Annotated in this window: 10 protein-coding genes; 5 read left to right on the top strand and 5 right to left on the bottom strand. The window is 62.6% G+C overall.

Features of this window, described 5'->3' with window-relative positions; translation table 11 throughout:
• A partial coding sequence (locus tag BN984_RS17025; RefSeq protein ID WP_181950720.1) for a fumarylacetoacetate hydrolase family protein occupies positions 1–456 on the top strand: 456 nt, incomplete at its 5' end.
• 178 nt (positions 457–634) lie between these two features.
• Here the strand turns inward: BN984_RS17025 and BN984_RS17020 are convergent.
• The gene (locus tag BN984_RS17020; RefSeq protein ID WP_081909252.1) at positions 635–1,768 is read right to left on the bottom strand and encodes an ABC transporter ATP-binding protein; all 1,134 of its coding nucleotides are present in this window, start codon (positions 1,766–1,768) and stop codon (positions 635–637) included.
• Between the two features lie 207 nt (positions 1,769–1,975).
• Here BN984_RS17020 and BN984_RS17015 point away from each other — a divergent pair, with 207 nt between their 5' ends.
• From BN984_RS17015 to BN984_RS17000, 4 genes are all read left to right on the top strand, one after another.
• Entirely contained in the window at positions 1,976–3,355 is a 1,380-nt protein-coding gene (locus BN984_RS17015; RefSeq protein ID WP_049913739.1) for an ABC transporter substrate-binding protein, read from the top strand.
• A 63-nt stretch (positions 3,356–3,418) separates the two neighbouring features.
• Complete coding sequence (locus BN984_RS17010) at positions 3,419–4,294, top strand: carbohydrate ABC transporter permease (protein ID WP_008097310.1); 876 nt, start codon at positions 3,419–3,421, stop codon at positions 4,292–4,294.
• Positions 4,287–5,162, top strand: a complete 876-nt coding sequence (locus BN984_RS17005; protein WP_049968819.1) for a carbohydrate ABC transporter permease — start codon at positions 4,287–4,289, stop codon at positions 5,160–5,162. The genes BN984_RS17010 and BN984_RS17005 overlap by 8 nt, the downstream gene beginning before the upstream one ends.
• Entirely contained in the window at positions 5,159–5,869 is a 711-nt protein-coding gene (locus BN984_RS17000; RefSeq protein WP_049968818.1) for a hypothetical protein, read from the top strand. The genes BN984_RS17005 and BN984_RS17000 overlap by 4 nt, the downstream gene beginning before the upstream one ends.
• Positions 5,870–5,871: 2 nt before the next feature.
• On the opposite strand, the gene BN984_RS16995 is transcribed toward BN984_RS17000, so the two are convergent.
• The 4 genes from BN984_RS16995 to BN984_RS16980 all read right to left on the bottom strand — a co-directional run bounded on the left by BN984_RS16995 (position 5,872) and on the right by BN984_RS16980 (position 15,237).
• Positions 5,872–7,206, bottom strand: a complete 1,335-nt coding sequence (locus BN984_RS16995; RefSeq protein WP_008097305.1) for a sialidase family protein — start codon at positions 7,204–7,206, stop codon at positions 5,872–5,874.
• 78 nt (positions 7,207–7,284) lie between these two features.
• On the bottom strand, positions 7,285–8,820 hold the full coding sequence (locus BN984_RS16990) for an alpha-N-arabinofuranosidase (RefSeq protein WP_008097304.1): 1,536 nt from the start codon (positions 8,818–8,820) through the stop codon (positions 7,285–7,287).
• A 1,573-nt stretch (positions 8,821–10,393) separates the two neighbouring features.
• The gene (gene fdhF / locus BN984_RS16985) at positions 10,394–13,720 is read right to left on the bottom strand and encodes a formate dehydrogenase subunit alpha (RefSeq protein ID WP_049968817.1); all 3,327 of its coding nucleotides are present in this window, start codon (positions 13,718–13,720) and stop codon (positions 10,394–10,396) included.
• On the bottom strand, positions 13,717–15,237 hold the full coding sequence (locus BN984_RS16980) for an NADH-ubiquinone oxidoreductase-F iron-sulfur binding region domain-containing protein (protein WP_008097302.1): 1,521 nt from the start codon (positions 15,235–15,237) through the stop codon (positions 13,717–13,719). Before BN984_RS16980 ends, fdhF begins: the two co-directional genes overlap by 4 nt.
• Between the last annotated feature and the right edge of the window lie 154 nt (positions 15,238–15,391).

Below are 15,391 nucleotides of genomic sequence, written 5' to 3'. Positions count from 1 at the left end.
CAGTGGGACGTCCCCGAACCCGAACTCGGTATCGTCCTGCGGCGCGGCGAAATTGTCGGCTATACTGTTGGCAACGACGTGAGCAGTCGGTCGATCGAGGGCGAAAACCCGCTGTACCTGCCGCAGGCGAAGGTCTACGACCGCTGTTGTTCGCTCGGCCCGTGCGTGGTCACGCCCGATGACATCGACGACCCTCACGAGTTAGAGATGAGCATGACTATCGAACGCGACGGCGAGGTCGTCTACGACGACGCCACGAACACCAGCGAGATGGTCCGCAGTTGCGAGGAACTCGTGTCGTACTTCACGCGCCACAACACGGTCCCCGAACTGGCGGTCATCCTCACCGGTACCTCGCTCGTCCCCGAACAGCCGTTCGACCTCCAAGAAGGCGACCGCGTCGACATCACCGTCGAAGATATCGGCACTCTCTCGAACGGCGTCACTACCGTATGACACCTACACCCACCGATATCACAGAGGAGTTCAGTCTGCCGACGGGGGGGACCGACGGAGACCGATAGCGACATCGATGGCGTCGCCGCTCCTCGTCGGAGTCGAACCGTAGTTCCGACTCCCGCCTTCACCGACGAATCTCATCGACGCGCCGTTCGCGTCTCGCTCCGCGAAAACACTACTGTTCAGCCGCCGCCTCTAACGACGGTTCCTCTTGAGCGAGAATGTTGATGCCGTCCGATTGCCGAAAGAGATGCAGCCGCTCCTCGTCGAAGGCGAGCGATAGCTCCTGGTTCGTGTCGGGTTTGACGTCTCCGGGCACGCGGACCCAACACTCCTCGCCCTCGATGTCGAAGTGGAGATAGTTGTCCGACCCCACCGGCTCGCGGACGTCGAGGTACGCTCGAACCGCGTTGGGCTCGTCGCTGTCTGTGAGGGTGATGTTCTCGGGGCGGATACCGAGCACGAACTCGTCTACTCCGTCGGCGTACTGTTTGATGTGTTCGAGGACCCTCTCGGAGAGGTCGTAACTGAAGCCGTCGGCGACCAGCGACGTGCCCGACAGCCGCACTTTGAACTGGTTCATCGGCGGGTTCCCGACGAAGTCGCCCACGAACAGGTTCCGGGGTTCGTTGTATATCTCCTCGGGCGTCCCTATCTGCTGGAGTTCGCCGCCGTCGACGACAGCGATGCGGTCGGACATCGTCATCGCCTCCTCCTGGTCGTGCGTGACGTACACCGTCGTCGTCCCGAGCGTGTCCTGTAACTGCTGGAGTTCCGTCCGCATGTGCAGTCTGAGCTTGGCGTCCAGGTTCGAGAGCGGCTCGTCGAACAGGAAGACGGACGGCTCGCGCACGATGGCGCGGCCCGTGGCGATACGCTGTTGCTGACCGCCAGAGAGGTTCCCGGGATGCTTGTCCAGTTGGTCCGTGACGCCCATCATCTCCGCCGCCTCCATCACCCGTCGGTTGATCTCGTCTTCGGGGAGGTCGGTCGTCAACTGCAACCCGTAGCTCATGTTCTTCCGCGCGGTCATGTGCGGGTACAGCGCGTAGTTCTGAAACACCATTGCGACGTCGCGGTCCTGCGGCTGTACGCCGTTGACGACACGGTCTCCGATACGTATCGTCCCATCTGTGATATCTTCCAGACCCGCAATCATACGGAGCAACGTCGACTTGCCCGAACCCGAGGGACCGACGATAGTCAGAAACTCCCCGTCTTCTATCTCGAAGCTGATGTCGTCGACAGCGACAATATCCGAGTCGCCGCCGTAGACTTTCCGCACGTTTTCGATGCTAACAGTACCCATAGTGCGTGGGTTGCCAAGAGAACTAATAATAGTTGTGGTTACTTCCGGTCAAGGCTGCATCATTCGGGTACGCGAGCGCATTCTGAACGTCAGCTCACCGCGCCGCCACGACAGACGGACGAACGGGTGGCGTGTCCGTCCTCATCTACCGGCAGTATTGGTCACGGAAAATAGTTTAATCCATGCCCCAGCATGTACATGTGACACATGGTTCGAGAAGCTATCACTAGCAGTACCCGTCGGAAGTTTATCAAATCTGCCGGAGTCGCGGGGACCGTCGCACTCGCAGGCTGTGCCGGTAACGGCGACAACGGTGGAGACAGCGGAAGCGGCAGCGGTAACGGTGACAACAGCGACGGTGGCAGCTCCGGAAACACGCGGAGCGAGTCCTACGAAATCACCTTCTGGGAGCTGTTCAGCGGTGGCGAAGGGCCGATTATGGAGAGCATCGTCAACAAGTTCAACGAGGAACAGCCGCTCGACACGGACGCGGAGGTGACCATCAATCGACAACGAACGCCGTGGAACGAGTACTACAACAAGCTGTTCACCGCCCTCTCGGGCGGAGAAGCGCCCGACATGGCGATCATGCACGCCGCGTACCTGCGAGCGTGGGACGGCGGTATCGACCCAATCGGCACCTACGCCGACACGGCGTCGATCAAGGGCGATTACACCGCGAGCCACTGGGACCTCGTCACCGTCGACGGCAACGTGAACGCGCTGCCGATGGACATGCATCCCCTTGGCGTGTACTACAACAAGGACCTGTTCGAGCAGGCCGGCCTGGACCCGGAGAGTCCGCCGACGAACTGGGAGGAGTTCCAGCAAGCGGGTAACGCGGTCGTCGAGAATACTGACGCCCACGCGTTTACGCAGTCGCCGTACAACGACGGCTTCGGTTCGTACCGCGTGTGGAGTAGTTGGGTCAAACAGCAGGGTGGGAGCCTGTACGACGACGAGTGGAACCCAACGTTCGACAGCGAGGCCGGACAGAACGTCGCCCAGCTGTTCTCCGATATGACCGGCGATATGGGCTGGTCGAAGCCCACGAGCGAGGCCAACTGGGGGAACAACGCCTTCCAGAACGGTACGTGTGCGATGGCGATGAACGGAACGTGGTACGTGGCGGCCTTAGCAAACGTCGACGGACTCAACTGGGGCTTCTTCGAACCGACCGTCGGTCCGAACAAACAGCAGGATAAGGTCTGGGCGGACGGCCACTCTATCGTCCTCCCGAAGAAGCAGGGCCGAAGTGACGCCAAGTCTGAAATCGCCGCCGAGGTGGCCCACTGGATGACCACACAGAACCCCTCGTGGGGTGCCGAAGCCGGTCACCTGCCCGCCGCGAACAGCATCTACGAGTCCGACGCCTTCCAGAACAGTCCGTACTACGACAAGACGCTCAACAAGTACGTTGAGATGGCCGAAGACGGCGACTACTTCTACCACCCGAAGGTCCCGAACGGCGACCCGAACGCGCAGAACTGGTACACGTGGCTCGTCGACATCTGGGCGCAGAACTCTGAGCCGCAGGCGGCTATCGACTCCGGAATCCAGACGGTCTCTAACGGCATCTCGGAGTAATCGAAGATGGGGATAACAGAACGCATTATGGGAGGTGAGAACGCGACGAACAGCAAGACAGTCATGGGTCTCCGCAAGGAGACCATCGAGGGCGTCCTGTGGTCACTTCCGTACCTCGCCGTGTTCACGGTGTTCCTCATCTGGCCGGCGCTGAAGGGGCTCTACATGAGCTTCCACACGTACCCGAACAAGTTCGACCTCACGGAGACGGAGTGGGTCGGCCTCCAGAACTACGTGGAACTGTTCCGCGACCCGGTGTTTTACAACGCCATGGAGGGCACGCTCCTCTTCGTCGCCATCTCGGTTCCAGCGCTGGTCATCCTCGGGCTGATAATGGCGCTCGGCGTGAACCGAGATGTGGCCGGAAAGCGCACGCTCCGGGCCATCTACTTCAGCCCGTACGTCCTCACTGTCGCGGTCGTGACGCTGGTCTGGGGACAGGTGTACTCCCAGAGCTACGGCCTGATAAACTACTACCTCGGCTTCTTCATCGACAACCCGCCGGGATGGCTCACGTCGCCGGACCTCGTCATGGCGGCGCTCGCGTTCATGACCGTCTGGTGGCTGGTCGGGTTCAACTTCGTCATCTTCCTGGCGGCCCGACAGAGCATTCCCGAACGGCTCTACGAGGCCGCACGCCTCGACGGCGCGACCGGCTGGCGGGCCTTCAAGGATATCACGCTCCCCCAGATGCGAAACTCGGTCGTGTTCGTGGTCATGGTACAGTTCATCCTCCAGTTCCAGGTGTTCGCACAGCCGTACGTGATGACGCAGGGCGGCCCGAAGGACACCTCGGACACGCTCGTCTACTATCTGTACCGGAGCGCCTTCTCCCAACAGCAGTTCGGCTACGGCGCGGCGATGGGGTACGTGCTGGTCGCAATCCTCATCATTATCGCAATCGTGAACTTCAAAGTAATCGGTGACTCAAATGACTGAAACGACATCGCAGAGCTCGATACGCGCGCGGCTCAACGGCGACACGGTGCGGAACGTGTTGCTTCACGCGTTCCTCTACGGCCTCGCCGTTCTCATGGCGGTCCCGTACCTGTACACGCTCTCTCGGTCCTTCCAGCCGACCGAGCTGTTGCGCGACCCGCGACCCTACTGGATACCGCCGCTCGCGGGCGAGCCGATAACGCTCGAACACTACCAGTACCTACTGAACAACACGCTCGTCGTGGAGTGGACCATCAACACCTTCATCATCGCCGCCGGTGCGACGCTGCTCATCGTCGTCATCGACTCGATGGTCGCGTTCTCGCTCACGCGGCTCGACTGGCCCGGACAGGGCGTGGTCATGGGGGTTATCCTCGCGAGCTTCATGGTTCCGTACTACATGAACATCGTTCCGCTGTACCAGATCGTCTCGGACCTCGGCCTCATCAATTCCTACTGGGGCGTGATACTGCCGGCCGTGGCCAGTCCGCTCGGCGTGTTCCTCCTCTACCAGTTCTTCAAGGACATCCCGGTCGAGTACGAGGAGGCGGCGAGGCTCGACGGGTTCACCACGTTCCAGGTGTACACCCGCATCATCCTCCCGCTCGCGAAGCCGATTCTCTCGGCGCTGGCGCTGTTCATGTTCGTCTACAACTGGAACGCGTTCCTCTGGCCGCTGCTCGTGCTGTCGAACGAGACGGCGTACACGCTTCCCATCGGACTGGTGAACCTCTATCAGGGGAACATCGACACGCCCGGACTCCACATGGCCGTCGCGATTCTGGGGTCCTTGCCGCTGTTCATCATCTACCTCATCTTCCAGGGACAGATCGTGCGAGCAGTGCAGATGCAGGGCGCGACGGGATGAGCGAGTCAGCGGACGGCACCGTCGGCGTCCACCGCGCGCTCGTCGCCGCGGTCCGAACGGTGTTCCATCACCCCGTTCAGATGGTCGCCATCAGCGTCGGCTGGGTACTCGCATCGATCCCCCTGGTCACGCTCGGCCCGGCGACGTTGGGCGTCTACAGCGCCGTCGCCTCCGTCCGCGAACAGGGCCACATCGACCGTGACGCCGTCAGAGCGACGCTCTCGAACTACTGGCTCGACGCGCTCCTCTTCAGCGGGCTCATGGTCGCGTTCCCGGCTCTCGCCGTCTTCTATCTCGGCCGGTTCGCTGCCTCCGGGTCGGCGCTCGCGGGCGTTCTCGGGATGGTCGGGTTCTATCTCGCGTACCACGCGTGGGTCGTCTTCGCGCTGGCATTCGTCGCGCTCGCGCAGGGTGACGACGCGTTCGACGCTGTCACCGACGGATACCGGTGGTCCGTCGAGCGGCCGGTGGCGACGGTGCTGGTCGGTGTCGTGACCGCGACGCTACTCGTCGTGTGTTCGGTGTTGACGGTCGCACTCCCGCTCGTGTTTCCCGCGCTCGTGGCCGCGTTCCACACGGAACTGGCCGCCCAGACGCGCGCCCAAAAAGAGGACGCGGCCGACGCAGCGGACTCGACCGCTCCGACCGACCGCCCAGTCTCCGGTGAGAGTCTGCGAAACGATTTCTCCGCGACGTTTCGACGGTGACGCTACGTCCCGTCGTCGAGTTTTAGCGACTGAACGCCGTAACTGATCTCACAGAGATTCGGCCCGTCCGCGACCGACGTGAGCTGCAGTAGCTCATCCCCGTGGCGCGAGGGCAGCAGCGGTGTCGTCCAACCGACGAACGCCCGACCGCCGAGGTCGCTCTCCGTCTCGAACGACAGCGGGGCGTCGACCGCCTCCCAGTCGCCGCTCCCGTCGAGGTTCGAGTTCGCGAGCACGACCTCGCCGTTCCCCTCCGCGAGCTCGCGGTTCCCGTCGACGAGCTGTTTTCCGGACACGAGTATCGTTCCGTCTTTGCCGCCGGCGCGGGTCCACGTCACGTACGGGCCGTTGATGAACCGCCGGCCGTCGGCGGTCGAGACGAGGGTTCCCGCGTCCGTCGGGTCGCCCCAGTCACGCCCGTCGGGCGAAGTCTTGACGTGGACCTCGCCGTACAGGTAGTCCGGCCCGATGACCTCGTAGCTCATCATGTACGTACCGTTGGGCAGCGGGGTGACGGTGGGCATCCCCGGGCGCGTCGTCTCGTCCGGAATGGCCGCGACGAACTGCTCGTCGCCCCACGACTGGCCGCCGTCCTCGGAGGCTTTGTACGCGACCAGCTGATTGTAGTCGTCGTCGCTCCCCATCCGCTCGTCGGCGAAGTAACAGACGAGATTCCCGTCGTCGTCCAGCCCAAGCTCCGGCTCCCAGACGGGGCTGTTCCCGTCGTAGGGGACGGCCTTGCCGCCCGTGACGACGGTGCTCACGAACTCCCAGGACGCCCCGCGGTCGGTACTGGCGTAGAGGTCGATGCTCGTCTCGCCGAGTTCGCCGATCTCGCCCTCGGGGACGTCTTCGGGGTCGTCGAGGATCGGGATGGAGTTCCCGGCGGCGAGGACCGTCCCGGCCGGCCACGGACCGACCGCGTGCGGGAGTTCGAACAGAGTCGGCTGGTATCGAAGCCCCCAGCCCTTCCCGCTCGTGTCGTGAATCTCGGAGAACTTCGACCAGGTTCGTCCTCCGTCAGTACTCCGGTAGACGGGGAAATACGGCTCCGACCCGCCGCTCATCGACGGGTAGAACTCAAACGTCGCGAGTAACTGCTTCTCGCCGCCCTTTCCCGACCCGTGTTTCAGTCGCGTGACTCGAGGATACAGCGACCCGGGGGCGGGCGCGTCCGACGGGGGCGAGTACAGCGTTCCTTCGACGTCTGTCTGTTCGTCGTCGCGGCCGCTGCCCGCGATAACGCCGGTTGACCCGACTGCTGCGGCCCCGACGGCGCCGACCGCGGCGAGGTACTTCCGGCGGCTGTGCTGGCGGATGGAATCGCGTTCGCTCATGACGCTGCTATGTGTTCACACGACACCATAATAACTGTATCCCCGGTGTCAGCTCGAAAAAGAACGACGGCGGCTCCGTTACTCCGTCAGCGTCAGACCGACGACGGACGCCGGCGGCGCTTCGAACGTGATAGTTCCGTCGCCATCGTCGGTGACGGCCAAGTCGCTGGCTTCGAACGACTCCGCATTCTCCTTCGTTGAGTACTCCCGGATGTCGTTGTCTTCGAAGAGAACGGTCGCCGAGGACACCGAGTACGCCGACGACCCGACGTCGACGGTGAGCAGTTCAGCCTCGTCGTGGCGGCGGTTCGAGGCCGTGACGAACAGTTCTCCGTCGCCTTCAGAAGCCGACGCCGAGACCATCGGGACGTCGTGGTCCTCGCCCTCGATTTCGCGTTGCTCCGTGTCGACGCTCGTTTCGAGCGCCGTCTGGCCGACGTGGTTCTCGTACAGGTCGAAGACGTGGTACGTCGGCGTCCGCCACGCGGCCTCTTCGTCGGTCTGGACGAGGCACTGCAGGACGTTGACGAGCTGTGCGATGTTCGCCATCGAGACGACGTCGGCCCGCGCGTGGATGAGGTCGAGCACACCGGCGGTCGTCAGCGCGTCCCGAACGGTGTTTTCCTGCTCTAGTCCGTTGTCGCTTCTCGCCTCCGGATGCCACACGCCCCACTCGTCGACGATGATTCCGATTTCTCCCTCCGGAACGTACTCCGAAATCGTCTCGGCGGCTCGGTCGATGTCCCCACCGACCTTCTGTGCGCGCGCGAAAATCTTGTAGTACTGCTCGTCGGTGAAATCGGTGTCACCGCCCGCCTGATAGTAGCGGTGGACGGAGAAGTGGTCCATCAGGTTGAACGGCGACCCCATGCCGAGGAACGAGCCGGGGCCGAACTCCATCCCGCCGTTGAGGCTGTCGAAGAAGACCTTGTTCCAGTCGTCCGTGAGGTGTCCGCAGGCGATGAATTCGGTCGAGTCCTCGTTCATCAGCTTATCGAAGCCGTTGAAGTAGTTCGCGAACCGGCGGTACTCGTCGGCGTACTCGTCCGGCGCGAACCGACCGCCACAGCCCCAGTTCTCGTTCCCGATGCCCCAGTACTTCACCCCATACGGCTCTTCTTGCCCGTTCTCTCGCCGCCTGTCGGCGAGTTCCGTGTCGCCGCCGTAGTTGCAGTATTCGATCCAGTCGAGCGCCTCCTGCGGCGTCGACGACCCGACGTTGACCGCGATGTAGGGGTCCGTGTCGAGGAGTTGGCAGAGTCGGAGGAACTCGTCCGTCCCGAACTCGTTGGACTCCTCGGGGACGTTTTCTCGCCCCTGCGTCCACCACAGGTTCCGCCGGCGAGGACGGTCCTCTCGCGGGCCGACACCGTCTTCCCAGTGGTAATCGTCGGCGAAGCAGCCACCCGGCCAACGGAGCACCGGCATATTCAGTCCGCGGAGCAGCGAGACGGTGTCCATTCGGATGCCGTCCTCGGTCTCGACCCTATCGTCGTCGCCGACCCAGAGACCGCCGTAGATACACCGTCCGAGGTGTTCGGCGAAGTGACCGTAGATGTTCTCCGAGATATGGTCTATCGGCTCCTGACTGCTAACGCGTACTTCACTCTGCATACGTTCTTTCATCAGTACCCGGTTAAATAACTATTGTGCCTTGTTCCCTGTTTGCACGAGGTCAGATGCGGAACCATCCAGTTACGCGATGGACGCAGGTCGAAGCGCTGGTGCCTCGAATCCGTCGGTAACGCGGTCATTGCAATTTCTCTAAGGTTCCCTATTTCAGAACGAGACAATATCGTTCTGCGCACAATGATTACAAGCATAAGTATGTAATCTCTATCAGGGTAGCAGCGGATACTCTACGAAACCGGTCTCTCCGGGCGGGTTCGAGGCATCCGGTATGTTGTTCCGTCATAGTGAACAGCGGCAATAACCCGTGGGCATAGTAGTGAACAGTTAGTTCCGTTAGCTCGACGACGTTGACCGTATCCGGCACCCGGTCCAGAGAGTGCCCCGTGAAATCTATCGCTGCTGGCGCGACGAGCCGACGCCGAAATACGACCCGTTCCCAGAACACCGCCGGGCCGGTTTCACAGAGGGTTCGATACGGCGGGCCCTCCGAGGCGTTCGTCCTCGATCGCGCATCCGAGTTCACGGAGACAGTAGTTCCGTCCTGTAATTATCCCCAGACTGCAACCCGGACTGTGTTCCTGGAGCGTCGTCAGACGGTTTGGGTCTACGCTTTTGCTTATGGAGAGAGGTGGCCGACTCAGTGACACTACACTCCTGCGTTTCAACTCGCACACCTTGGCAAGTTTTGCTAAGTTTTCTGGTATCGAGAACAATATCTCGACTGGGGGAAACGTGAAAGCGGGGTCATCGCGTAAGCTCAGGTAGATGTCGGACTATTCCCAACTGGTCGGTGACCCATGGCTCCCAAGCGACACAAGAGTTCTAACTCGGGAGGCGAAACTCGCGGTTAAAGCTATCAGATATAGAACAAAAAATGATGGCAGCGGGTGGTGTGTTGAGCTCGACGTGGTAGTGCTGTCAGGTGTTCATGAGCTTCGACCGGGACAGACCTACTCCGCCCATAACGCCACGTCTATGACATGACTGATACGTTAGCCTCGTTGGTCGGTTACGCTATCGACCATATAACTCGACGATTGAGCCCCACATTAGTTTTTCTTTCTCTGCAAATCTTAACACCGGAACTAAACGCGACCGCTCTCCAAGAGATAACGACAATCGTCGTAGTAAGGGTTAAGTGACTATCGAATGGCTAAGAAAATGCATGCGTTGCCCAAAGTGTAGTCACAGTCTCGCCGTCTACGATTCGTTTTACGACGTCGCCTTCGTCTGCGACTCGTGTGGATACGTCCTTCCGCGCGGAGCAGATTGAGGAGACGGACGAACCGATAGAGAATCAACAATACGAGCGTCTGTCGGGAGAATCAAACTCGACCGTCGGTGGCGCGTTCACAGCCCCGGAGGATGGGTGGACACCACCGATCGATAATAGATATAGCGCTATTCACTTTATTGAAAGCTCCGGCCGCCCGTGAGCCGAGAACGCCAGTACAGGCGCGTAGTCCACCCCGCCACAAATCCCAGCTTTCAGCGGGAGTCAGCAAGCCGCCAGGTGTTGTAGAGCAGTCCGGCGAAACGAAGCGACCCCGGTAAATCAGTCGCTGCCGCGGTCGGCGCTGCCAGCACCTGCGTCCGGAGTCCGCAGCACGTCCGGGTCGGCATCCGGTCCGAGCGGTTCGACGCGCACGCTCGACACTTTGTACTCCGGAATGCCGGCCTGCGGGTCGAAGGTTTCCTGCGTGAGTTTGTTGACCGCACCGGCCGCGAAGTGCATCGGGATGAAGAGCGTTCCGTCGCCGACGCGGTCGGTCACCTCCGCCTTGACGACGATGTCGCCACGGCGGGATTCGACCCTGACGTACTCGCCGTCCGAGACGCCGAGTTCCGCGGCGGTCGTCGGGCTGATTTCGACGAAGCTCTCGCCGACGTGGCTCATAAGCCCCTCGACACGTCGGGTGATCTGTCCGGTGTGCCAGTGATAGAGAACCCGCCCGGACGTGAGCGTGAGGGGGTACTCCTCGTCCGGTAGTTCACCGGGATGGCCGCCGTCTGCCGGCACGAAGCGGGCGAGACCGTCGTCGAAGTTGAACTCTCCCTCCTCGTAGTCGTAGAGATACGGCGTACCGGGATGGTCTTCATCCCAGCAGGGCCACTGGAGTCCGTGCTCGTCGCCCGATTCGAGACGCTCGTAGCTGACGCCGCCGTAGATAGGCGTCAGCTCGCTAATCTCGTCCATCACTTCCCGCGGGTGGTCGTAGCCCCAGTCGTAGCCCAGTCTGGCCGCCAGTTCCTGCGTAATCTCCCAGTCCTGACGCGCCTTTCCGGGCGGTTCCGTCGACGCTCGAACCCGCTGTACCCGACGCTCGGTGTTGGTGAACGTGCCGTGTTTCTCCGGCGAGGTCGCCGCCGGCAACACCACGTCCGCGTGCTCTGCAGTCTCCGTCATGAAGATGTCCTGTACGACGAGGAAGTCCAAGCCGTCGAGCGCCTCACCGGCGTGCTGGATATCGGGTTCCGAGAGCGCGGGGTTCTCCCCGACGATGTACATTCCGCGGAGTTTGCCTTCGTGGGCCTCGCTGAGCATCTCCGGGACTTTGAGCCCGGGTTCGGCCGGCGGACGTTCGCCCCACACCTCGGCGAACTTCTCGCCGACCTCGTCGTCGGCCGGGTCTTGGTACCCGGGGAGACTGCCGGGCAGGGTACCCATGTCGCCGCCGCCGCCCTGCACATTGTTCTGGCCCCGGAAGGGAGAGAGTCCGGCACCCGGTTTCCCGACCTGCCCGAGCGTGAGCGCGAGGTCGGCCATCGCGAGGAGGTTTTCCGTCCCGTGGCTGGATTGGGTCATCCCCATCGCCCAGCCGAAGACGACGTTCTCGGCGTTTGCGAGCGTCTCGGCGGCCGACTGCAGTTCTGCTGGAGGGACGCCGGCCAGTTCCTCGACTTTCTCGGGTGTAAACGCCTGGACCTTCTGCTTGACCTCCTCGAACCCGTTCGTATTCCGTTCGATGAACGTCTCGTCGTGCAGGTCGTGTTCGATGAGGTATCGGATGAGTCCGTTGAGCCACGCCACGTCGTAGCCGGGCGTCGTTCTCGTGTACTGGTCGGCGTGCTCGGCGATGCCGATTTTCCGGGGGTCGAACACCACGAGGTCGGCCCCGTCGCGGACGTTCTGCTTGATGCGAGTCGCCAACACCGGATGCGACTCGGTCGTGTTCGACCCGCTGATGAGGTAGGCGTCGGCCTCGCCGATGTCCTCGTTGATGCGGTTCGTCATCGCGCCGTAGCCGAGCGTCTGTTGGAGCGCCGCCACCGTCGACGAGTGACAGAGTCGGGCGCAGTTGTCGATGTTCTTCGTGCCGAGCACCTGTCGAGCGAACTTCTGGACGAGATACGCCTCCTCGTTGCTCCCCTTCGACGACGCGAGGCAACTAACCGCGTCGACGCCGTGTTCGTCCTGAATCCCGTGGAGTTCGCTGGCGACGTAGTCGAGCGCCTCGTCCCACGAGGCCGCCTCGAACTCGCCGTCCTCGTTTCGAATCAGTGGCTTCGTGAGCCGCTTCTTGCTGTTGGCGAAGTCGTGTCCGAACTTCCCCTTCACGCACGTCGAGAAGTTGTTGGCCGGTGCATTGTCCGGGTCGTCGACGGGTTGGACGCCGAGGGCGTTGCCGTCTTTGCCCCACATCTCGAACCGACAGCCGACCGCACAGAACCCACACGTCGTCTCCGCTTTGTCGACCTTGCCCAATCGGTAGTCGCTGACGAGCGACGCGATGTCGAATAGCCGACCCTCTGGCAGCGTCTGCGCCGCAATGTTCTCCGCGGTGTGTTCGCCCGCGAGTACGGCCTTCCGACCGTATTTTTCGAGGAAGTCGGACGCCCGGCGTTTGCTCTGATCCATATAGCGGGCGACACCGCTTTGCTCCTCCTGTCTTGCGTTGGCTTCGTCCCCAGCACTCCCCGCACTACCGGGAGCGGGCGAGCGGTTCGGTGCCGTCGTGTCGTCGAGCGTCTCTACCTCCTCGTGTTCGATGACTCGTCCGACTGAGTTCCGCTGTGTGAATCCCGGCAGCGGGAGCGTCCCGGCACCGCCGATATCCTTCTCGGTCAGGGCGCCGGTCGGACAGACCGTGGCGCAGTGTCCGCAGGAGACGCAGTCGGAGTCGGCCATCGTCTCGGCGTCGGACTGGAAGCCGATGCGGGTGTCCTCCCCGGAGCCCTCGATGCGGAGGACGCCTTCGACCTGAACGTCGTTACAGCCCTCGACGCACCGGTTACAGAGGATGCACTTGTTGCGGTCGATCTGAATGAACGAGGAACTGTCGTCGAGCGGTTCGTATTCGCTGCGCTCGTCGAAGACGCCGTAGCGCGGGTGGTCGACCCCCTCGCTGATGGCCGTCTCCTGTAGTTCACAGCGTCCGTTTCCGTTACAGGTCGTACAGCGCAGATTGTGGTTAGAGAGGACGAGGTCGAGATTGACGCTCCGGCACTCCTCGGCGGTCGCCGTGTCGGTCTCGACCGTCAGCCCATCCTCAGCTGGGAACGAACAGGAGGGGACAACCCCGTGTTCGTCCGTTTCGACCATGCAGGTTCGACACTCGCTCCGAGGGCCGATTTCGTCGCTCGCATCGCCTTCGCGGTCGTAGTAGCAGAGCGCCGGAACGTCAGCGTCCTCGTCGAGGCTGTCGGCACCGGGGTCCACGCTCACTATCTCGTCGTCGACGGCCTGCATGGCGTCGATGATAGTCGACCCCGGTGGAACGGTAACCCGTGTTCCGTTAACCGTGATTGTCGTTGGACTCTCACCGCCGGTTCCGACGGGTGGGTCGTTCGCGGTCCCGGTCTCAAACTCCGCCGTGACCGCTGTCTCGTGCTGTGGGTCGTCTATCTCCGGAACGCCCGGGAGTGGGTCGTCAGTACTCATAGTTTGTCAGTACAGGTGCCGCTCGGACAGCGGCCGTCAGCATGTGCTTCGAAACTCGATTCGAACTCGTCCATCGCAGTCAGGACCGGACGCGGTGCATGGGCACCGATCAGGCAGTTGCTCGACTGAGTCATGACCCGGCCGAGTTCGCGTATCTTCCCCCGGTCGAACGAGCCTCGGTAGACCGCTCGCAACAGCTCGGTGAGTTGAACGGTCCCTTCTCGTCCCGGAACGCACCGCCCGCTGTTGGCTTCCGAGGCAAAGCGCGCTCGGTCTCCGGCAGTCGCAACCGCACACCGCTCATCGTTCAACAGTTCGACGACGCCCTCCGTTCCGAGGCCAGCCGCAGTCAGTCCGGCTACGGTTGGTGCGATATCCAGCGTCCGGGTGACTCCGCCAAAAACCCCGCCGACGCAGGCCATCTTGAACGAACCCTCCAGTTCGACGGCGTTCCGAACCGCCGAGAGGTGGGCGTCAGAACCCAACTCTATCGTCGCGGGGGCAGTCACGTCGCCGGTGACAGTCAGCAGTCGCGTCGCCGATCCAGACCCGCTTCTATTGGTCTCCTCCGGGTCCGAGAGCGCGAGATGGATATGGGCGAAGGTCCGCGGCGTATGGATGACCGTGGGGCGACCGTAGAGCCCGTACTCGGCCGGCGACGGTGGCTGGAGACGGGGCTCAATTCTATCCGCACCCTCTACCGCTTCGAGCGCCGCCGTCGGTTCGCCGGCACGGTATTCGTCCGGGCCTGCGACGAGTACCGGAACGACCGGTAGTTCGTCCGCAGCGGCCGCAATGGCCTGCCGAAGACGCTCCCGGAGTTCGGTGTCGGTCTCTGCGAGGTGGATGACCGCATCGGTCGTATCGAGGTACTCGGCGACGGCCGCCACTCCGTCGAGCACCGACATCGGCGACCCGGCGAGGAGCGTTTGGTCCGCCCGCTGCCGGTCGTCCGCGTCGTTTGCATTCACGACGACGACTGGGTCGCCGTCGGCCTCTCGTGCGCGTCGCCAAGCGTCCGCGACCGGTTCGTCAGCGGTGGCATCACCTCTGCCGCGACCGACGAGCCCAGCGTCCGCGATTGCGCCCGCGTCTCTATCGAGCGAGTGAAACTGGTACGCTGTCGGGTCCAGGGGGCCGACCCACCCACAGGGACCGAGGACGCGCCGCTCCCCCACCGCGAACGGCCCGTCCGTCGGAACCGGAAGCGTCGTCGTCTCGACGTCATGTTCGACGACTGCTGCGCCACCGTCCGTCGGTAACTCCCCATCTTCCATGGCGGCGACGAGGTCTCGGACCTTCGGCGTCTCCGGAGCTGGGAAAAACACAGTCCGCCCCGCGTCGGTCGCGAGGACCAACGGGTCGTACTCGCTGATTCCGGTGGGTCCCGTTCGGAGGACCGTGACGGAGTCGGCGGCGGCACGTGCGGTGCTCAAGACGCGCTCGCCGTGTTCCGTTCGTCCGGCTCCCGAGACCCGGACAGTCGGCGACTGGAGCCCTTCGCCTGTGCGATTCATTCTCACGGATGAAGAGACACGGCGGGGTTAAAAAATCATCCCAACCCACGCGCGCCGGAGTGCGGGGTCGAGGCATTCGAGAGAGTTCGGAACCGGCTTCGAGTTCGGTTTCCCGAACGCGTCGAAGTCGGCGCGAGCGCGATTGGGCGGGAGA

It is taken from the genome of Haloferax prahovense (assembly GCF_000723845.1).
GTDB lineage: Archaea > Halobacteriota > Halobacteria > Halobacteriales > Haloferacaceae > Haloferax > Haloferax prahovense.
This window is presented reverse-complemented; position numbering and strand designations above follow the sequence as displayed.